20 protein-coding genes and 1 pseudogene are annotated in these 20,325 nt (G+C 46.3%); 10 read left to right on the plus strand and 11 right to left on the minus strand.

The features are described 5' to 3' along the window. Positions 1–450: 450 nt before the first annotated feature. From QUA42_RS18680 to QUA42_RS18690, 3 genes are all read right to left on the minus strand, one after another. Positions 451–2,568 carry a ShlB/FhaC/HecB family hemolysin secretion/activation protein gene (locus QUA42_RS18680; RefSeq protein ID WP_333139011.1) on the minus strand — a complete coding sequence of 706 codons (2,118 nt, stop codon included), beginning with the start codon at positions 2,566–2,568 and terminating at the stop codon, positions 451–453. A gap of 75 nt (positions 2,569–2,643) precedes the next feature. Then, a complete protein-coding gene (locus tag QUA42_RS18685) occupies positions 2,644–2,769 on the minus strand; it encodes a hypothetical protein (protein ID WP_333139013.1) in 126 nt (41 codons plus the stop codon). Positions 2,770–2,876: 107 nt separating this feature from the next. Next, positions 2,877–3,734: a DUF928 domain-containing protein gene (locus QUA42_RS18690; protein ID WP_333139015.1), complete on the minus strand. Its 858-nt coding sequence runs from the start codon at positions 3,732–3,734 to the stop codon at positions 2,877–2,879. 422 nt (positions 3,735–4,156) lie between these two features. Between QUA42_RS18690 and QUA42_RS18695 the strand changes: the two genes are divergently transcribed. Then, on the plus strand, positions 4,157–5,848 hold the full coding sequence (locus QUA42_RS18695) for a transglutaminase domain-containing protein (RefSeq protein ID WP_333139067.1): 1,692 nt from the start codon (positions 4,157–4,159) through the stop codon (positions 5,846–5,848). Between the two features lie 108 nt (positions 5,849–5,956). Beyond that, positions 5,957–6,097, plus strand: a complete 141-nt coding sequence (locus QUA42_RS18700) for a hypothetical protein (RefSeq protein ID WP_190736053.1) — start codon at positions 5,957–5,959, stop codon at positions 6,095–6,097. A 421-nt stretch (positions 6,098–6,518) separates the two neighbouring features. On the opposite strand, the gene QUA42_RS18705 is transcribed toward QUA42_RS18700, so the two are convergent. Both QUA42_RS18705 and QUA42_RS18710 read right to left on the minus strand, forming a co-directional pair. Beyond that, on the minus strand, positions 6,519–7,505 hold the full coding sequence (locus tag QUA42_RS18705) for an aldo/keto reductase (protein WP_333139017.1): 987 nt from the start codon (positions 7,503–7,505) through the stop codon (positions 6,519–6,521). 144 nt (positions 7,506–7,649) lie between these two features. Then, positions 7,650–8,543 carry an alpha/beta fold hydrolase gene (locus tag QUA42_RS18710; protein WP_333139019.1) on the minus strand — a complete coding sequence of 298 codons (894 nt, stop codon included), beginning with the start codon at positions 8,541–8,543 and terminating at the stop codon, positions 7,650–7,652. Positions 8,544–9,240: 697 nt separating this feature from the next. Between QUA42_RS18710 and QUA42_RS18715 the strand changes: the two genes are divergently transcribed. Beyond that, a complete protein-coding gene (locus tag QUA42_RS18715) occupies positions 9,241–9,729 on the plus strand; it encodes an anti-sigma regulatory factor (RefSeq protein ID WP_333139020.1) in 489 nt (162 codons plus the stop codon). Between the two features lie 265 nt (positions 9,730–9,994). Here QUA42_RS18715 and QUA42_RS18720 read toward each other — a convergent pair whose 3' ends face one another. Beyond that, positions 9,995–10,270, minus strand: a complete 276-nt coding sequence (locus QUA42_RS18720) for a DUF6439 family protein (RefSeq protein ID WP_333139021.1) — start codon at positions 10,268–10,270, stop codon at positions 9,995–9,997. 118 nt (positions 10,271–10,388) lie between these two features. On the opposite strand from QUA42_RS18720, the gene QUA42_RS18725 reads away from it, so the two are divergent. Further along, a complete protein-coding gene (locus QUA42_RS18725; RefSeq protein WP_333069090.1) occupies positions 10,389–10,754 on the plus strand; it encodes a DUF2203 domain-containing protein in 366 nt (121 codons plus the stop codon). Positions 10,755–10,870: 116 nt separating this feature from the next. Continuing rightward, on the plus strand, positions 10,871–12,262 hold the full coding sequence (asnS, locus tag QUA42_RS18730; protein ID WP_333139023.1) for an asparagine--tRNA ligase: 1,392 nt from the start codon (positions 10,871–10,873) through the stop codon (positions 12,260–12,262). An 80-nt stretch (positions 12,263–12,342) separates the two neighbouring features. On the opposite strand, the gene QUA42_RS18735 is transcribed toward asnS, so the two are convergent. Together QUA42_RS18735 and QUA42_RS18740 are read right to left on the minus strand one after the other, a co-directional pair. Further along, positions 12,343–13,824, minus strand: coding sequence for a pitrilysin family protein (locus tag QUA42_RS18735; protein WP_333139025.1), 1,482 nt, complete (start codon positions 13,822–13,824; stop codon positions 12,343–12,345). A 373-nt stretch (positions 13,825–14,197) separates the two neighbouring features. Further along, positions 14,198–15,793, minus strand: a complete 1,596-nt coding sequence (locus QUA42_RS18740) for a pitrilysin family protein (protein ID WP_333139027.1) — start codon at positions 15,791–15,793, stop codon at positions 14,198–14,200. Between the two features lie 282 nt (positions 15,794–16,075). Here QUA42_RS18740 and QUA42_RS18745 point away from each other — a divergent pair, with 282 nt between their 5' ends. Further along, entirely contained in the window at positions 16,076–16,693 is a 618-nt protein-coding gene (locus tag QUA42_RS18745) for a helix-turn-helix domain-containing protein (RefSeq protein ID WP_333059831.1), read from the plus strand. Positions 16,694–16,717: 24 nt separating this feature from the next. Next, positions 16,718–17,239 carry a GNAT family N-acetyltransferase gene (locus tag QUA42_RS18750; RefSeq protein WP_333139029.1) on the plus strand — a complete coding sequence of 174 codons (522 nt, stop codon included), beginning with the start codon at positions 16,718–16,720 and terminating at the stop codon, positions 17,237–17,239. A gap of 8 nt (positions 17,240–17,247) precedes the next feature. Here QUA42_RS18750 and QUA42_RS18755 read toward each other — a convergent pair whose 3' ends face one another. Continuing rightward, entirely contained in the window at positions 17,248–17,610 is a 363-nt protein-coding gene (locus tag QUA42_RS18755) for a hypothetical protein (protein ID WP_333036936.1), read from the minus strand. A 115-nt stretch (positions 17,611–17,725) separates the two neighbouring features. Here QUA42_RS18755 and QUA42_RS18760 point away from each other — a divergent pair. Next, positions 17,726–17,911, plus strand: a pseudogene (locus QUA42_RS18760) (TetR/AcrR family transcriptional regulator); the annotation flags it as partial. Between the two features lie 65 nt (positions 17,912–17,976). Here the strand turns inward: QUA42_RS18760 and QUA42_RS18765 are convergent. Then, positions 17,977–18,339, minus strand: coding sequence for a hypothetical protein (locus tag QUA42_RS18765; protein WP_333139031.1), 363 nt, complete (start codon positions 18,337–18,339; stop codon positions 17,977–17,979). 120 nt (positions 18,340–18,459) lie between these two features. Between QUA42_RS18765 and QUA42_RS18770 the strand changes: the two genes are divergently transcribed. Further along, positions 18,460–19,251: a cobalamin biosynthesis protein gene (locus QUA42_RS18770; RefSeq protein ID WP_333139033.1), complete on the plus strand. Its 792-nt coding sequence runs from the start codon at positions 18,460–18,462 to the stop codon at positions 19,249–19,251. A 4-nt stretch (positions 19,252–19,255) separates the two neighbouring features. Here the strand turns inward: QUA42_RS18770 and QUA42_RS18775 are convergent, their stop codons facing one another. Then, positions 19,256–19,624: a phage holin family protein gene (locus QUA42_RS18775; protein WP_333036939.1), complete on the minus strand. Its 369-nt coding sequence runs from the start codon at positions 19,622–19,624 to the stop codon at positions 19,256–19,258. Between the two features lie 109 nt (positions 19,625–19,733). On the opposite strand from QUA42_RS18775, the gene QUA42_RS18780 reads away from it, so the two are divergent. Further along, on the plus strand, positions 19,734–20,231 hold the full coding sequence (locus QUA42_RS18780) for a pentapeptide repeat-containing protein (RefSeq protein ID WP_333139035.1): 498 nt from the start codon (positions 19,734–19,736) through the stop codon (positions 20,229–20,231). The last annotated feature ends 94 nt before the right edge of the window (positions 20,232–20,325 follow it).

Consider the following 20,325-nt stretch of genomic DNA (forward strand, 5'->3'; position numbering starts at 1 on the left):
ATACGTCAATATACTTACACACAGAAAATTATTTAGGATTGTTTATAAATATAGAAAATCATTTAGGATTGCTATATCATTTTTTATAATCTTTGTCTGTCATTAGCTGCGTCAAGGGTGAGGCAAGGACGTTAAGGGAAGTAACTTGAATCGGCGGCGGGGCGTTGGCTCGTCGATGTTATTATTTTGTGACGGGCTGAATGTGGTTTGTAAAGCGAGCTAATTTTTCTCAAGAAACTGCTACCTGGGTCTAATACCAACTCCGGTAGCGTGGGAATTAATATTACCCCCAGTCAGGACACCGCGAGTGCCTAAGTCCTCATATGCTGCACCATTCTCAATTAGCCTTTTAGGAACAGGCAAGATGCCCGTTCCACAAGAAAATTTATATTTTGTGGAACAGCCATCTTGCCTGTTGCTGACAATGCTGCCAGATATCAGTAAGTCCCTTTAGGGTGTATAAATTATGTTGAAGTAAATGCCGTTATCTTGCAAATTGTCGCCTTTATCGCTAATTCTCACCAAAGGGAAAGCGTAATCTACCCGCAGGTTCACCCGCTGTATCGGTTCCCAGATTACCCCCAAACCCACACCTGCTAAAAATGTCTGATTGGTTAATTTATTAGGATTGTTCGCAACGTTCCATACCGTACCCGCATCCAAAAAGGGAGCTAATTGAAGTTTGGGATTTCCCGAAGCATCGCGCTGCAAAGTAATCCGATCCTCGATCGAAACTCTGAAGCCGTTATCCCCAGAACGGACATTTTGGCGGTAGCCGCGCAAAGATTGCCCGCCGCCAATTACAAATTGCTGCGAAGGCAACAAACTATTAGCTGACAACTGCAAGTCTGCCTGCAAAATTAATAAATGTTTGTCATTCAATCGTTGTACTCGCTGCACTTGACCAAGCCAGCTAAAAAATTGTCCGTCGGGATCAGAACCTTCGTATTGAGTAGCATCAAACAAGCTAGTGCCGATCGTAAATTGCGATCGCACGGCCCAAGCACCCTGCGGGTCGCGCCGAATGTAGTCCTGTCCCAGCTTAATTGCGCTCGTAGTGGTGACACTACTGTAGTCCGGGTCGATAAAAGAATACGGTTCGCCAGCGAGAAAAGTTCTGCCTGTCTGATAAGTAAAACCGATAGACAAGGCAAATTCTTCGATCGGCGTTCTCCGTAGTGGCTGGCGGTAACTAACTTCAAATAAATGCGATTTTCCCGAAATGTCCAAACTCTTAAAAGGTTCTTGTACGATACTGTTGCGATTCGGCGCTGCCCTCAATTGCAAAGTGCCGTTCATCGCATTTAACGGGACGCGATAGCTGAAATCAAACACGTCTGAATCCCCGATCGATCGATAATAAGCCCCTGCCAGTTCGTCGCCATTTCCTGTTATATTGCGGTGCCGCAAACTAACTCCCAATCTTTCGGAACCGACACTGGGAGGCGAGTAATTGTCAATGCTGAAACTAGGTTGAAATGGATTAGCTTCCAAGACTCGGACGATCAGAATGCTCTCGCCTTCATTATCCCCAGCCCGCAGACTGGCTTCTACATTCTCAAATAAAGGATCGACTCGCAGCAGCCTGAGTTGGTCTTCTAATGAAGCTGTGCTTAAAGGCATTCCGGCACCGAGTCGAATCCGGCTGCGGATGTAACTCGGATTCAATCTTTTAGTTCCTTCTACCTCAATTCGGGCTAGCTTGCCTTCAATCACTTGAATTTGGACTACCCCTGCGGTGATAGTTTGGGGCGGCAAGACTGCTCTCGAAGTGATGTAGCCACGATTGAGGTAAATTTCGGTAATTTTGTCGGCGATTTGTTTGAGCTGTTCTAGGGTGGTAGAACGGCCTTCTAAGGGGTTGACTAAGGCATTAATTTCATCTTGGCTTAAAATTGTGCTGCCAACTACTTGAATTTTCTGCACCTCAATTGGTGTATTCGGGAGGGTTGGGGGAACTGGCGACGGGGACGGCGGCGCTACTGTGGGCGGTACTTGGGGAGGTTCTGGGGAAGGCTGCGGGGCCGGTTGCAGAAATCGATCGCGATTTGGATCGGGCTCCGTCGGTGGCGGTGGCAGGTTTGGAGGCAGCGAGGGTTGGTTCTGGGCTAAAACTGGATTGCAATGTAGCTGGTTCTGACATTGGGGATCGTTGTCAACCAGATTTGTTTGTTCGGGCAAGATGCCCGCACCACAAGCCGTTCCATCGATTGTGGAACAGGCATCTTGGCTGTTCTCGGCGGGGTTCGATTGTGTTTCTGGTTCAGGGTTGGTCTCGATCGCATCGGGAAGCTGATTTAAGTTTGTTGCTGTTTCATCCTGCTGGATTTCCAGTTTTTGCAGTGCTAATACTTGATTGCCCGTATCTGCTGAGTTGTCAGCGGCGACGGGCAACAGAGAAATATCCTTTGTTTGGGATATAGCTTTATTGGCGTAAAAGCAAACCATCGGGAGCGAAGTTAGAAGTGAAATCCCCAACCGAAATAGTGCAATATTTGCATTCGGGCGCATAATTAATAATTTCTCTAAAATAAGTTTGTCGGCTGCTTGACTATGCCAGTTTATCATTTAGTATTAGACGAAATTTGACCATCAAAATTTTCACAGTCCGGCTTTCAAGATGCCAGAAGTCCGAACTGCTGATCAGTACAAAAATTTTAATTTATTTAGGACGATCGACCAAACAACCCGCAACAGCCAAAAATCATCTGGGGCACTGCCAAATACCGCGATCGAAACTGAGTTTTTCGTACTTGCTGCACCCCTCATACTATTTTAGGTTTGAGATTTAAGATTTTAGATTGGCCAATGACTGATGGATATCACCCTTTGGGGCGTGCGTACCGTTGCATTCTTTTTTTGAAACTGGTATTGAATTATTTTCTTGTGATAGGCGTAATTTCACTTGCGACTAAGGGTTCTTGGGCTATTTTGCCGAGTTCGACTGAGTTGAGCACTGCTGACCACTTGATCGCTAAACTGGCATCGCTGGGAGACTCGATACGCAATTGGGCTAGAGTTGCCAGGTACTCGTACCAGAGACTTTGTTGGGCGAAGATGCTGAGCTTGGTGAGCTCGGACGATCGATCCAACTCTGTTTTCACGCTTGGGGCGACAGCAGTGCGGTTGATCCACCCGGAAACGAGAACATCATCTGTTGTATTTTTTGGGTTGCATTTGATAGTAAAGTACCATTGATAGTTTTTGCCAACTTCCAAGGCTGGCGAGTTGTCGTCGGAGGCGAGGCTGACGCTAACTACACCTGCACGGCTAGTTACCATGCGAAAACTTTTTTTGTATAGTGTTTTGTCCCTTTGGTCTGCTAACTCAAACTGAACTGTTTTGTCGAGGGCTACGGGAAGGTAGTAGAAAAATGTTGGTTTTGCTGATATGGTTTGCCCCATAGTTGATTGGGGAATCAAGGCAGTTGTGGCCGTGGGGCATTCTAAGCCGCGGGTTCCTCCCCCTTCCCGCCTTCCGGGTACTCCGTCCTCCGGCGGTTGAAAGCTATTCCACGTGGCTCCCGTTGGCTGAATGTTCGGTCTGCTTCCGCTGGGTTCAGGGGGTTGAACTGTTTGCCAGTTGAAGGGTAGCTGCGCTCGTGATGGGCGCTTGACAATGTTTGCGGGGCTGTTGAGAGCCTCTGCTGGTATTAAAAAACTACCGGCGGCAACTGCCTCTAAAGACAGAATTAAGGAAAGAGCACCGATATTTAGAGCAGACTTCAAAGCCATGACGAACCTGCCTTTTGATGAACCTAGGAACTTTATCGCACGGTTTTATTCTATCCAAGGTTTTGATGGATATAGTAATCTGTTGTACTTAATTTATATCTTCAGGCAGATACGATTATTTTGGTCGCTGTGCTCAACATAGAATTCTGTGTCGCGTTTGTCAGTGGTAGCTTAGTAGTTATACTTACTTCCATTCACGGCAGCAGGTTGGGTTGAGCTTGTTAAACCCAACTTTGACAAAGACTCATATTCGGGTTCTTTTAACTCTAGCAAGAGGATACAACGCGTCTTTTCGTAAAAACACCCGGTTGATGCGTCAATCCTGGATATCAGGAAACTCGGCAATTTTGCTGGTGAACCTCAAGCGATCGGCTACAAGTTACAAATCAGGTTTTCTGTACAATACCGGCAAGAAATTTAGCATGAATCTCGATTCACCTGTTCTCTCGGACAAACAGCCTTCGGGGCTGCGGATGGTCAGACCCATCGGAGTCTTGGCACTGCACGGCATTGCTTTTTTAGGAAATAGGTTGTTCGCTGTCGATCGCGCCGAAGGGCTGCTATTGGAGATCGATCGAGAAAGTGACAACACTACTGTTTTGAATCCTTATCAAACGGCTAAGTTTGCGGGCGCAACCGGGCTGGCTATTTCGGAAGATACTCTCTGGTTTGCGCGGGATGAGGATATTTGTTGCTGTCGGGGCGCAGTTCGGGACGGGGCGATCGCTGAACTTAAACCAGAACATTTTGTTTCACTTTCTTATCCTGCTGACGGGATTGCTGTGTGGAAATCTACGCTTTATGCGACTTGCCAGAGATTAAACTCGATTCTGGTTTTTGACCTGAAAACTGGTCGGGAAATTACTCGGTTTTACGCTCCCGGTATAGGGGTGGAAAATATCACCGTCCGGGATGAGGAAATTTGGGTTTGCGACAAGACTGAGCAAACTGTTTACTGTTTGGAACGGGCAACTGGGGAGATTAAATTTAGCGTTTTGACTCCCTTTGAGTCGCCTTCTGGTTTGGCTTTTCACAAGGATTCCGAAACCGGGGAGGAGGTTCTGTACGTGGCTTATGCCGGGGATGAACTTTACATCCGGGATGACCCGAATTCGGAAGATCCTTTTCAGTTGACGAAGCGCGATCGCACTTTTATTCAGCCTTTGTCTTTTCACTACAATGAAGCCGAGCGCTACGCTCTGTCAAACGGTTTTTTGATGGAAATGTCCTATGTGGAGGAACTGTCTCCCCTCGATGAGGTAGAAATCGAAAATTTGGAGTGGCGGATTGCTTTGCCTTCGGAAACTCACCGGCAAAAAGTCAGGAAAATTACGCCGATTGGAATGCCTTTTACTGAGGAAATTCAGGAAGGAGAACGGGTGGCGGTGTTTAAGTTCGATCGGCTACACCCTGGGGAACGCCGAATTTTTGGCTGGAAGGCTTTGTTAGAAGTTCGATCGATTAAGTATCAGTTGTCGCCTCGGGATGTCGAAAAGAGTCCGAAGCTGTCGCCGGAGTTTGCAGCTAAGTATTTGGTGGACAATGACAATTTGGCGATGGATACGGAGATTGTGCGATCGGCTGCTGCGGCGGCTATTGGCTCGGAAACTAACATTCTCAGGCAATTGCTGAGCATTCGTAATTTTGTTTACGATCAACTTTCTTACGGGATTAGGCCTCACATTGACACTCCCGATATTGTGCTGCGTCGCGGTATCGGTTCCTGTGGCGAATACGTGGGACTTTTGTTAGCTTTGGCTAGGTTAAACGGGATTGCTTGCCGCACGATCGGCCGCTACAAGTGTCCGGCTTTTGCTGACAGAAAAGGTGTCTCGTTGGAGCCGGATTTCAATCACGTTTGGCTGGAATTTTACATTCCGGGTTTTGGCTGGGTGCCGATGGAATCTAATCCTGATGATATTCAAGACAGAGGCCCTTATCCGTTGCGATTTTTTATGGGTTTGGCTTGGTATCACGTAGAAATTGGCAAGGGAATCCGATTTCAAGGTCTTACGAGCGGGGGTCTTCCTTTAAACAAGGAGGATGTTTCCGTGGGTAGTCTGGCAATTAATCATGTGAGGTTTACCATTTTGGAAGAGTTGCCAGCAATTTGAAGGGATTGTTAACAGTTAACAGTTACCTGTCAACATTTAACTGTTAATTGTTAACATTTTTAATCTAAAATCGAAAGTAGAAAATGTAAAATCAGAGGAAGAGGGGTTGTGGAATTTTCGATTGCTAATTTTCTCGTTTTAGTGGCCTTTGTACTGCTGGTGACGGTGACTGGCGGGGTGGCTTATTTGACTTCTGTTGAGTGGCGCGATCGTAGGCGGTTAGATAAGGCTAAACGGAAAAAAAAGTAGCTTTTTGCTGTTGACAAATTGCATTTTTTATGATAAAAAACAAGGTGCTCACACCAGGTCGCCTTGTTTTTTGATTTGAGGTATAGCAGAAGGAAGAAGGAAAAAGGAAAAAGGAAGAAGCAATAATCGCAATGGTTTGAGCAATTTAAAATCTCCTAATCGGCTTGGCGGTTGCTATATTTTCACCGCAGATAAAAGAAAGTTACCTAACCTAAACGTTGCAGGTTTGTAGTCAGGACTTGAGTCCTAGTAGTTTTATGATGGAGCAAGTCCAGACTAGAAAACAATTTGATTGCATTCGTTCGTTAGCGAAGCCCTCGAAGAGGATCGCACATAAGATGATTCACGGGCGAGACGCCCGCGCCACCATAAACACACCACAATAAAGACAGAGGAAAAAGGGGATTTTAGAGTTAGTATTTTAAGTCCACTGTCGGAAAAATGTATTTTCTTGCCAAGCGGCGGCGGTGCGTTTTTCAAGTGCTGCCATTTCTGTTTGGTTCAGGGGTTTGAATGCTTGGGCGACTTTGAAGTTTTCTTCTAATTGCTTTACTGAGTCGGCGGCGATGACGCAGCAGTGCACGCCGGGAAGTGAAAGCGTGTAGCCCATTGCTTGGTGCATTCCATCTAAAACACCGTTCTGAAATAATTTGCCGTAAGCTGGTATTTTCATGGCTATGACGCCGATATTTTTTGCTTTGGCTACTGGTAAAGCGCTGGTAACAAAGGAGCGCGGGTGATGTTTTTCGGCGGCGTTGAGGGAGATTAATGTTGTGTCAAAAGGATAACGCTGCAAGCCTGTGGCAATAATTGCTGGTTCGTGGTGTCCGGTGATGCCGGAAAAACGAATTATTTTTTGCTGTTTGGCTTCTTCGATCGCCTTTATTGCTCCTTTGGCACTGAAAATTTGGTCTAATTCGGCTTGGAATGAGACGTGGTGGAGTTGCCACAAGTCGATCCGATCAGTTTTCAATCTTTTGAGCGATCGCTCTAAGTCTCTCCACGCGCCATCTCTGTCTCTGGCGGAGGTTTTTGTGGCTAGGAATAGGCGCGATCGATATGGTGGCAAAACTTTGCCTAAGTTTTCTTCGCTGGGCCCGTACTCGGCCGCCGTGTCAAAATAGCGAATGCCTAGTTCGATCGCGCGTTCAATTTGCGCCGCTGCTTCTGCTTCTCTTCCCGGCTGCGAAAGCGGTGTTTGTCCGGCCCCACCCAAACCGAAAATCGGCACTTTCACCCCGGTTTTGCCTAACACTCGTTCTGGCATTTTTACTGTGGCTGCGGCCTTGTTATTGGGTGCGGCTGCGATTTCGCGATCCTGCTGTTCGATCGCCTTAGCACCTGCAATGCCGCTGGCAACAGCTATACTGCTCAATATAAAATTGCGGCGAGTCTTTTTGCGGGTCATTGTTTCCGTCTCCTCAGAATATGTGAGTAGAATTTAACCGCGTTTGTGTTGGCACAATAAATAGATTTTTACTGCAAATCGGATAAATTTCCCCCTCTCCGAGGGAGGAGATGGCAGGGGAAAAATTATCTATGTGCCGATCGACTATTGGTCAATTATCCATGCGCGAATCAGTTCGTTTATCTGTTCTGGTACTTCGTCGTGGGGACAGTGACCAGCTTTGATAAAGTGTTCTGTTAACTGCGGATAGTGTTTGCGAAATTTAGCGCTTCTTTCTGTGGAATTCATCCACGGATCGCCTTCTCCCCACAGCATTAGCAACGGGCAGGTTAATTGACTAAGTAATACGTCAATTTTTTCGCCTTGGGGTGTTCGGAATACGGAAGCGAATACTTTGGGGGCACCGGGATCGCAGGAGGGAAGGTAAATTTCTTCTACTAATTGGTCTGTGACGGCGCTTTGGTCGAGATAAACTTTTTCTAGGGTTTTCCGAATTGTCGATCGCTGGCGCACGTACTGGAACAGCAGAAAACTTGCCCAATCTTGCTGAAATAAGGTTTTAGCTACTGCAGATATGGCTTTTTGCAAGGGCGGGGCTTCGGGTACGGGCTGCGGTTCGCTGAAGGGGCCGGCGCTGTTGATTAATATGAGTCCGGCTGCTGATTCGGGGCGCTGGGCTGCTACACACAAGGCTGCGTAGCCTCCGAGGGAGTTCCCGGCTAGTACGGCGGGTCGGCCGATGATGTTGGTGATAAAGTCGTGGAGTTGGTCGCGCCAGAGGTCGCCGCTGTACTGTAATTCGGGTTTTGCCGATCGCCCGAATCCAATCAAGTCGATCGCCCAGACTTCAAAATCTTTGCTCAGGCCGCTGATATTTTTGCGCCAGTGGTCTGTGGAGGCTCCAAAACCGTGAATTAACAGCAGGGGAGGGCGTTCTGGATGCCGATCGCTGGATCGAACGTAGTATACTGAATGCCCCCGCCACTGCCAGTAAGTGCCGGCTATGGGGGCTGTGGTGATGGCTGGGGTTGTTTGCATGATGTAAAGAAATAATTATTTACTTTAACTATTGTATCGCGACGCTCAGATTTATAAAGTTTGGCATCCGCGCCGGGGTTGCGCTAGCAAAGGATTCGTCAATGTGAGCGAGTTGAGAGCTGGCGATCTTCCGCACTCAGGATTAATAAGTTTTGTAACGAATATTGATTTTGTGAGGGTCGCAGCCAGAGGAGATGTTTTGCCCGATCGCATTTGGGAAAATAAATCGGGTTTTGGCTGCAACACACCTAGGTATGATGATTGTGCTGTGTGGCGGTAAGAGATAGCTCTGGGGCGATGGGTGCAAAGCTTGGCGGTGAGGGTCGAACCTGATTGGCGAGCGTCAAGGGATCGACTTTTTTATAGTTATTTCCGAGGTTTTAAAGGTGGGGATCGTTTGTAAAAGAGGTGTTGACCGCTTGGGGGATGCAGCGAACCGTTTGGTTGCGAGTTGGCAAAAGCTGAGCTCAAAAATTTCAGGGCTGGGAAAAGTTATAAGTAAAATTACTGATGGTTCTCTGCAGAAGTTTCTCAGAATCGCTGAATATTTTGTGACGTTGTTTGCTGTTCTTAATTGCTTTGATACTCTAATATAGAAGTAGAGCTGCGCCGCTCAATTAATTAGCATTTTGAATATTAGGGAGCCAACTATGCAGGGTGTGAACTTTATCCACCTGAAAGTTAGGGAGTTTTCTGAGTGATTGCTATTTCACCTCGTCCCGTCGGACGCAATTGGATTACGATTAGCTTCGCTTCTACTCTATACCTTTGTCCTATTTTGGATCTGCTCCTAGCAGAGGTGCCAGATTACTGGCAAGCGGAATTGCGGTTAGGGCTTCAAGAAGCTTTGGTAAATGCTGCTAAGCATGGAAACAAATTAGACCCCGGTAAAACTGTTGGAGTCCGTTTTTCGATCGTCCAAAACCAATATTGGTGGGTGATATCGGATGAAGGTTCTGGCTTTAAAGCCCCTTGCAGTTGTAACCTTTATACCGATGATTGCGACAATCTCCTAGCAGAGGACGTTGCAGATAACTCTGGACTACCTCATGTGGAACAGGAATGTGGTAGGGGGTTGTTTATTCTTTACCAAATATTCGATCGGGTAGAGTGGAATTCTCAAGGTACAGAGTTACGGCTGTGCAAAGAACTTCCCAGTCGCTACCGACTGCCTCGCTTGCGCTAGCACCGCTATGAAAGCAGCAGTTTTCACCTCAGCTAGACCTGGAAAATTTTTCGTTCTCGGGCTGAACTTTGCAGTGAGAATTTGAACGCTCTGGCTATTGATAGCTGATCATAATGCAAAATGTGACTTTTGAGTTAAAAAAGTATAAATCTTTTGAACTCACAATCGCGCTGCTCGATCGAGCGGCGCGATTGTCTAAGTTTTGAGCGACTACTCAAGCCAAAAGTCAAAACCGCCAAGCGTTACGAAGAACGAAACAATCTAATTATTTGCCGTGGGTGGGACAGGGAGGAGCAGATATCGATCGATCCAGCCATCCTGCCGCTTGGTTTAAGCGCGGGAGAGCTTCTTCGGGCTGTTTTTTGAGCAAAAAGACCAAAGCGGCCGCAGCTTGTTCGCAGGCCCGCGCGGAACGGTTGCCTTTGAGGCGGTGCCAATCTTTTTCGTGGATGGCGAGGCGCGCGGCTAGAGCTTGGGCTAGTTCTACCGTGCTGAGCTCGTTGAGGTTGACAGTTTGGGTTGTTTGTGTAGTTTCAAGCATAGGTGGCAATTATAGAGATTTGGCTGCCGTTTCTGAATTTAAAAAATATACTGCATATAATAACAACTTAATTGGAAATCGGTTTTTTTTATTATTATTGTCAGGTTTGCAGATCGAAATGCCTCAACAGCCGTCAGAGTTAAATCCGGAAGAGCAAGAAAGTGAGTTTGTTCAAGCGCTCGCAGCAGTTGAGCGATCGCTCGCGGCAGTCAAAGAACGGTACACTCAAATTCAGGTCGATCGACAGCGCCAAGTCGAACTCGGCCATCGGCGCGAAGAAATCCGCCAGTCGGGACGCCGAAATCCATTGCCGCAACTCAAAAAAGAATTGCAGGAAATTGAGCAAGAATTGGAAACTATCGAGTTGAATTTAGAAAGCAGCCTGTTTTCTTGGGGAAGCATAAAACAACCTTTTTGGCAAGCAGTTCGCTTTGGGGGACTCGGTATTTTGATCGGTTGGATTTTGAAATCCTATGCAGGTTGAACAATGTTGGGATTTTTGATTTTTTTATTTACCGCAGAGGGCGCGGAGGGCGCAGAGGAAGAGAAAAGAGAGAAATATGGTGCAAAATAAATATTAAATAAACAGGAGTGGATATTATGGCAAATCAACGTATAGCAGCAATTTTGCGAGCAGGTGAACCCGACGAAACTGTAACTGTTCAAGGCTGGGTTCGCACTAAGCGCGAATTGAAAGAATTTGCCTTTGTCGAAGTCAACGATGGTTCAGCGATGGCTAACTTGCAAGTAGTCATAAATTCCGATTTGCCCGACTTTGAAAATGTACTGAAACAACTGAATACAGGTGCATCTCTAGAAGTGTCGGGGGTGCTGGTAGCATCTCCGGCGAAGGGACAGCGAATTGAGTTGAAAGCCTCACAAGTGCAAGTTTACGGCGATGCAGACCCGCAAACTTATCCGTTGCAAAAAAAGCGGCATTCCTTTGAATTTTTGCGGACAATCGCGCATTTGCGGCCGCGCACAAACACCCACGGTGCTGTCTTTCGAGTCCGCAATGCTTGTTCGGCGGCGGTACACCAATTTTTTCAAGAACGCGGCTTTTTGTGGGTTCATACTCCGATTATTGCTGCTAGCGACTGCGAAGGTGCGGGGGAAATGTTCGCTGTTACTAACTTTGATTTAAAGAATGTGCCGCGCACTGATTCGCAAGATGTTGATTATGCTAAAGACTTTTTTGGAAAGCGCGCCTATTTAACAGTTAGCGGCCAGTTGGAAGCGGAAGTTATGGCGATGGCTTTCGGCAATGTTTACACTTTTGGCCCGACTTTTCGAGCTGAAAATTCTAATACTTCGCGACATTTAGCTGAGTTTTGGATGATTGAACCGGAAATGGCTTTCTGCGATTTGCAGGGAGATATGGATTTGGCTGAGGCGTTTTTAAAGTACATTTTTAAATACGTTGTGGATCATTGCCCCGAAGATATGGAGTTTTTCAACGAGCGAATTGACAAAACGGTTTTGGCTACTGCTGAAAATATCATTAATAATCAGTTCGAGCGGATTACTTATACAGAGGCGATCGCACTTTTGGAAAAAGCCGACAAAAAGTTTGATTTTCCGGTAAGTTGGGGTTTAGACTTGCAGTCGGAACACGAGCGTTATTTGGCTGAGGACTTGTTTAAAAAGCCGACAATTGTCAGCGATTATCCCGTCGGGATTAAAGCATTTTATATGCGTTTAAATGATGACGAGAAAACCGTGCGAGCCATGGATGTTTTGGCTCCTAATATTGGGGAAATTATCGGCGGTTCGCAGCGGGAAGAAAGGCTGGATGTGTTGGAGAGGCGCATGGAAGCGCAGGGTATGAATAAGGAGGAATTGTGGTGGTATTTGGATTTGCGGCGCTACGGTACTGTGCCTCACGCTGGGTTTGGTTTGGGATTTGAACGGTTAGTGCAGTTTATGACGGGAATGGGGAATATTCGGGATGTGATTCCGTTTCCGAGAGCGCCTTTGAGTATTGATTTTTAGTTGAAAATTGTGAGGCAAAGAGGAGGGACACGGCATTGCCGTGTCCTTACTCGGATCTGCGACTCCTAATCACAAATAAATTAAGTCGCTGGGGGAATTGTGATATCAACAGATTGCACTTTTACCGAAGTTCCCAAAGTCGATAACGGCGGTTCAATTGCCGCACTATTTCCCACTACTAATGTTACCAAATTCTCCGGTTTCAAGTAAGTCTTAGCTACGCGCTGCACGTCGGCAATTGTTGCTGCTTCGATGCTACGGCGGTAGCGAAAAATGAAATCTTCGGGATAACCGTAGTATTCGTAGCGCATTAATCGCGACAAAGTTTGACTGGGATTTTCAAATTTGAAAATGAAAGAATTCAGGGTGGAATCTTTAGCAAAAGCTAATTCTGCCGGGGTAATTGGTTCGGTGCGGATACGATCGATCTCGGCGCGAATTGCCTGGATAAACGGTACTGTTGCGTCCGATCGCGTTTGGCCTCCAGCGAAAAACACCCCCGGATAGTCATATCTCGGACTCCAAGCCGCGTATACTGAATAAGCTAAGCCTTGGCGCGATCGCACATTATTAAACAAACGGCCGCCGAAACCGTTGAGAACCCCATTCATCACGTCCAAAGCACCGTAATCTGGACTGCTGAGCATTCCGCCCAAATGTCCCATTTGCACGTAACTTTGACTTAATTGTGGCTGATTTACCAAAAATATGCCGCCCCCATTTGCTGGCGATACGGTTGGTAGTGCAGGCACTTCTGCACTTTGACTCGGTTGCCAGTTGCCGAATTTTTGCTCGACTAGCGATCGCATTTTAGAAGTGTCAAAGTCGCCAGAAATACCCAAAATCATATTCTTGGGATGGAAATATTTCTGGTAGAAACTCACCAAATCGTCGCGGGAAATATTGGCGAGGGTTTTGTATTCTACCGTGCGCGCGTAAGGACTGCGAGATCCATAAATTAACTTTTGAAACTCGCGGCCGGTAATATCGTCAGGATCGTCATTGCGGCGGGCGATCGCACCTTGAGTTTGATTCTTCGCTAAATCTAACTTTTCCTGAGCAAATATTGGCTCCCGAATCACTTCCGCAAATAAGTCAAACACGGGTTCCACATCTTCAGCTAAAGCACTAAAATTAGCCGTACCAGAAGCAACATCAATCCCCGTTTCTACCGAAGCTGCTCGCTGTTCTAGCAACTGATTTAATTCATCAGCCGTATGCCGGCTCGTGCCGCCAGTTCGCATCACTTCTCCCGTCAATCCTCCCAATCCGATTTTATCGGCAGGTTCAAAGCGCTCGCCCGTGCGAAATAGCGCCGTTCCCTCAATTAGCGGGAGTTCCCGGTCTTCCATCAGATACACCCGAATGCCATTTTTCAGCTCGAAGCGAGTGTATTTAGGCAGTTTAATTTCAGCCAGCGGGGGAAATGTTAATTCGTCGTAGTGTTTGGGTGCCGCCGCAAAGGAAGGTAACAAATTAAACGTGCCAAGTGAAACAGTAAAAAAGCAAAGCGATAGCAGAAATAACTTTACTTTTTTCAGTCTCAATTTAGTCCTTTTCATTCTTTCTCCTAAGTTTTTTAGTGTGACAATTCTACAGCGAGGCATAGCCTCTGCATCTGCGTTCCCAGGCTCTACCCAAGGGGTGACAACTTAACGTTAAACCAACCGTCTCTCTTCTTTGTCGCGAACTGCGAGATCCCCCCTAACCCCCCTTATTAAGGGGGGGACAAGATTCTTCTCAAAGTCCCCCTTCTTAAGGGGGATTTAGGGGGATCTAGAGTCGAATAAAAGCGACATTTATTATGGGTTTTAGTCTTAAGTTGTCAGGAATGGGCCGAGTCGGGAAACGAGTTTTCCCTCTTTTTTCTTCCTTCTTCCTTCTTCCCTCTTCCTTCTTCCTTCTTCCTTCTTCCTTCTTCCTTCTTCCTTCTTCTTACAGTGGCAAAAGCTTACCAATCGTGCGATTTTCCGGGCGGAAAGTTGCCTGAGCGACACGTTGAATGTCAGCGGGAGTAACAGCCGCGATCGCATCTAATTCCTTGAACAAATTTCGCCACGAACCGGTGTTTACTTGATAGTCCACCAGCGAAAATGCCATGCCCATATTAGAATCGAGCGATCGCAACAAATCGGCTCTCGCCTGAGTTTTCACGCGATCCAATTCCAAAGCAGAAACCGGCTCAGTTTTCAGGCGCTCGATTTCCTTGCTCAAAGCTGCAGCTACTTCATCAACCGTGCGGCCCGGAGCAGTTTGAGCGTAAAATAACATCAAATTCGGATACTTTTCACCCGGATAACCGCTGAAACCTTGAGCCGCCAGCGCCAATTGCTGTTGTTCTACCAAAGATCTGTAAAGCCGAGAAGTGCGACCATCGCTGAGCAAAGAACCAATCATTTCATAAATCGCATTGTCGGGATGATTCATCGCCGGTTTGTGGTATCCTTCCAAATACCAAGGTTGAGTTTTTAATTTCAGCGTGACTTCCTGAGTTTGAGTTTGGGGAGGTTCGACAATCTGCAATTCTGGAGGCGCTGTTTTCGCCTTGTAACGGCCGAAATAAATTTGAGCGAGTCGCTTCACCTCCGAAGCTTTCACGTCTCCTACCACCGCCACAGTCAGCTTGCTGGGGACGTAGTGAGTCTCGAAAAACTTCTGCACGTCGCTGCGGCTGAGGTTTTTAATGTCTTCAGTGTAGCCAATTACGGGGCGGCGGTAGGGATGAGCAGAGAAAGCTTTGTTGGCAAAAACTTCAACCATTTGCCCGATCGGAGAATTCTCGGTTCGCAGCCTGCGCTCTTCTAAAATTACCTGTTTTTCTTTGTAAAATTCCCGAAATACTGGTTCTAGAAATCGCTCGGATTCCAGCGACATCCACATTTCTAACTTGTTAGCTGGAAGGCTGTAAAAATACATTGTGGCGTCGGTGGAAGTAGCGGCATTTAGTCCGACTCCGCCTGCTTGTTCCACTATTTTGCCGAGTTCATTGCGCTTGACAAATTGCGAAGCTTCGGCTTCAACTTTGTCAAATTCTGCTTTTAATTGGGCGACTTCTTCAGTTTTGCCGCTGGCCTTGGCTGCTTGCATTTGCTCGAAGAGTTGGTCTTGTTTTTCTAGCAGCGGCTTTTCGGCTTGGTAGTCGGTAGTGCCGATTTTTGGCGTGCCTTTGAAGGCTAAATGTTCGAGATAGTGAGCGACACCTGTTTGACCGTCGGGTTCGTTTGCGCCACCCACATCGGCGTGAATCAGAAACGATGCTACGGGCGCTCTGGGCCTTTCGAGTACGATGAATTTCATGCCGTTGTCGAGCTTAAATTCGCTGACTTGGCTGATTACTCGATCGAGCGATGGTTGAACAGAGACTGTTTGGGAGCCGCTAGCGGGGTTGGGGCGGGCGAGGGCGATTTCGGGAGAAATGCCCCACCACAGCAGTACAGCGGCCAGCAGGGAGGCGATGAATCGAGTTTGGCGATCGGGCGATTCCCTACGGGATAGCTTCGCTTCACGGGGTTTTTGGAACTGCGGGGTCATTCGATTTTAGATTTTAGATTTTAGATTTTGGAGTGTCAAACAAAAAAATGTTTGTGCTCGCTGGCCAGAGATTCTTTTCTCAGGATAAAGATTTTTGGAGACATAAGCGATCTGTTGCGCCACAGATGTTAGGCTGATACAGCAAATCTCAAAAAGGGTCTGGGGCCCGGCGAGGAGTTTTAAGTTTGGGATAAAAGCCGCGCACAACTTAAAACTTAACATTATTTAGCGCTTCAGTCCCGAACCCGTAGTTCCAAGTCGCAAATTACCGATTGCAAAGCCATGCGAATTTTTAATCAGTCTCCTCCTTCTGAAACAGAAACCAAGAAGCGGATTTTACAAGCCGCTCAGCGGTTGTTTGCCCGCAGCGGATACGACGGCACGACAACTCGCGATTTAGCAGTGGCGGCGGGGGTGGCCGAGGGTACGCTATTTCGGCATTTTGATAATAAAAAAGCGATTTTGATTGAGGTGGCGACGGAAGGATGGGTGGAGTTGCTGACGGATTTGCTGACTGAATTAAGCGAGATGGGCAGTTACAAAGCAGTGGCTCAGGTGATGCGGCGACGGATGCTGAATATCCGCGAGAATAGCGACATGATGCGGGTGTGTTTTTTGGAGGCGCAATTTCACCCGGATTTACGCGACAGAATTCAGTTGGAAGTCATCGGAAAAATGAGCGATGTTGCTGAGGCTTTTTTTGAAACAGCGATGGAAAAAGGAGTTTATCGGAAGATGAATCCGAAGATTGTCGCTCAGGTATTTTTGGGAATGTTTGCAGTCGCGGGTTTCAGCCAAAATACGATTATGGAGCCGAATGCTTCGCCGCAGCAAATGCAGGAAATGGCTGAAGGATTAGCCGATATTTTTCTGAATGGGGTTTTGCTGAAAGATGAATAATTAGGGCAACAGGGAAAAGTTGTTATGGGCAAAATTTTGCACTATTCTATTCGATCGCTAACCCAGGAAGATGAGCCTTTTCTCTGGAAAATGCTGTATGAAGCGGCGCACATGGCAGAAGAAGGCGAATCAAGGGTGCAAGAGGTTGTGAATCATCCTTTAATTGCGAAATATGTCAAGAATTGGGGACGTGCAAACGATTTGGGCTTCGCAGCAATCGAATTGAACGGGAGCCAGCCAGTAGGAGCCGCCTGGCTGCGTTTGTTTACAGAGGATGACAAGGGGTTTGGCTGGGTTGATGATACTATCCCGGAATTGGCGATCGCCGTTCTTCCAGAATATACAAATCAGGGTGTAGGAACGCAGTTGCTGGATCGTTTGTTGTCAGCAGCAAAAGTCTCTTATCGATCGGTATCCCTGAGTGTCAGAAGCTCGAATCGAGCCCTGAGTTTGTACGAGCGATCGGGATTTAAAGTAATTGAGGGAAGCGAGACAATCAACCGCACAGGAGGGACATCATTCACCATGAAAGTGGATTTTAATTAAGTGAATTATTACTCTATAAAATCGTACATTTTTTGTACCCACTTCTCGCGATTATCCTGCCATTCATCCGTCACTACTTCCCAAGTTGTATTGCTTTCCAGTTCCAGCAATAGACTTGATACTTCTTCTAGCGTCGATGCTATATGACATTCTTCTACCCAACTTTCACGGATCATTTTCCAGAGACTTTGTACCGCTTCTCGCTGAAAATTTGATTCTAATTCAACTAGCAATTTTGCTAAATGTTTTTCGTCAATTGCTGCTGACACCTCGCTCATCCAACAGTTGCGACGTTCTTTCCATTCTTCCGTCACTGCGTCCCCGTTTAGGTGGGCTTGAAACTCTAACAGTAATTGGTTTAGTTCTACCATATTAAATTTTGTCTTGTTTGCAGTTTGTGCTATTTTTGTACAAATTTTATTGATTGAAAGTGTTGGTTTTTTATAATGAGCAATTTTGCTGAGGTTTTTTTGGGATGGCGAGAAAAAACAAGTTTATCCAAAGATGAAGCCGAAAATTGTCGCTCAGGTATTTTTGGGAAGGTTTGCAGTCGCGGGCTTCAGTCAAAATACGATTATGGAGCCGAATGCTTCTCGGCAGGAAATGCAGGAAATGGCTGAAGGACTCGCTGATATTTTTCTGAATGGGTTTGGCAGAAAGATGAAGAATTAGTCATTAGTCATTAGGAAATTTTAGAGCCTGAAAACGCAATATCTACAGGCTCTGACTCCTCGACACTACTCGTTAAACTTGTGCATTTGCTGTACCCAATTATCGCGATTCTGCTGCCATTCATCAGCCATAGCTTCCGAATTTATATTGGTTTCTAGTTCCAGCAATAAACTTGATACTTCTTGAACAATCGATGCTGCCAGACATTCTTCTACCCAACGGTTCCGACGTTCTTCCCACTGAATATCCACCGATTTACCCTGCAAGTTAGATTGCCATTCAACTAGCAATTCTGCTAGATATGTCAGGTTAACTGATGCTGCCACATCGCTCACCCAGCTTGGCCTACGCTCTTTCCATTCTTTTTTCACTCCTTCCGATTTGAGGTTGCTTTCGAGTTCTAACACTAACTGATTTAGTTCTACCATCTTAAATGTTTGATTTTTTGTAGTTTGTGCTACAATTATACCAAAATTTTCACTAAACAGAATTTTAATTTTTTTTTAAGATTGCGGTCGCACTGAAACTACAGAATAGATAACTGAATAATGAGCGATGAATTCACTTTAGATATGCTAGACATTCCCAGCGGTTGGAGTCGAGGCGAAGGGGACTGGACTGGGGTAGCGGCAGCTCTTGCTGGAGGGGAAACTGTCGAAGTAATTCAAGAAGTTGGTTCTACTTTGTGGCAAAACAGTCTGCCAGAAAAACATTCTTTGTATTGGGATGGGGAAAATCTATCAACTATCAAAGCCCGAATTTGGATTAGTTTTACGCAGAGAAGATTTTCGCCGGAATCGGCTTTACCAAAGGTTCAGTGGCATCCGAGAGTGTTGTGGATAGGGATAGGTTGTCAACGCGGAACAGGGCGAGAATTAATCGAAACTGCGATTAAACAAGTATGCCGTGCTTATCATTTAGCGGAAAGTGCGATCGCAGGTATTGCTACAATAGACACTAAAGCAGGTGAAGTCGGCTTGTTAGAACTTTGTCAAGAGCGAAATTGGCCGTTACAAACCTTTGCGGCTGACATTTTAAGTTCCGTAGAAGTCCCCAATCCTTCAAATACTGTAGTCAAACAAGTCGGGACGCCCAGCGTAGCAGAAGCTGCGGCACTTTGTGCAGTTAGAAAAGAAAATTTAACCGCAGATGAACGCGAATATATGCAGATATCCATCAATCATCAGCGTCCATCTGCGTTTATCTGCGGTTCAAATCCCCTCTTAATTCCTAAACAAATATTTCGCACCAAAAATCCCCCCCTTTCACAAGGAGGGGTTAGGGCGGGTTCTGCGCTAACAGTAGCGGTTGCAGTTTGCCCCATCGAGTATCTGGGATAATGTATTACTGAGACAAAGTATTGGCATTCACAAATCGACCAATCAACCCAGAAACAAATGACAACACAATGGAACCCACCAAAGCCGGCCAAAAACCGCCAACCACAAAGCCGATATTGAACGCACCCGCCAACCACGAAGCCAGGGAAAGCGAAATTGCATTCACAACGAATAAAAACAAACCTAAAGTAATAATGGTCAAAGGCAGCGTCAGCAATGTCAGAATCGGTCTGACAACCGCGTTCACCAATCCGATAACAACAGCAGCCAGCATCGCCGCCGGAAAGCTAACCACCGAAATACCTGGTACAATGTTAGCGGTAATGATCAGCGAAACCGCTGCTACTATCCAAGTTAAGAAAAAACTTAGCATATCTTTTTTTTCATCTCCATCACTATTAATTAAGATTGTACCTGTTTAGTCGATCGACTAAAGTTCGGGATACACTACGAAATACCCACCTTGCAAGAATATCAGGCTTATGAAACTCCGGCAACTAGCAGCATTCCTCTTGGCACTAACTATCTTCATCCTGCAGCAGCCAGCCCAGGCTCAATCTAAATATTACGCTCCGCCGTTGTCCTTTAGCAACGCCGAACTGACAAGACGCGATTTTTCTGGTCAAATGCTGCGGGCGGCTGAGTTTTCTAACGCTAATATGGACTTGACTAATTTTTCTAATGCCGATTTGCGCGGAGCAATTATGAGCGCTTCGGTGATGACTCAGGCGAATTTGCACGGAGCGAATTTAACTAATGCAATGATAGATCAAGTTAAATTTACTAATGCCGATTTAAGTGATGCAATTTTAGCAGAAACAATTTTGCTGCGTTCTACTTTTGACGGAGTTGATATCACCGGCGCTGACTTTACGGACGCAATTATGGACGGATCACAAGTTAAAGAATTGTGCACAAAGGCAAGTGGGATTAATTCTCAAACTGGGATTTCTACTCGGGATTCCTTGGGATGCCGCTGATATAGCAGAAGGAAGAAGGAAGAAGGAAGAAGGAAAAAGGAAGAGGGAATAATAGCAAGGTTTCAGCGATCGAGAATGTCGTAACCCTCTTGGC

It is taken from the genome of Microcoleus sp. Pol11C2, from assembly GCF_036701505.1.
Classification (GTDB): Bacteria; Cyanobacteriota; Cyanobacteriia; order Cyanobacteriales; family Microcoleaceae; genus Microcoleus.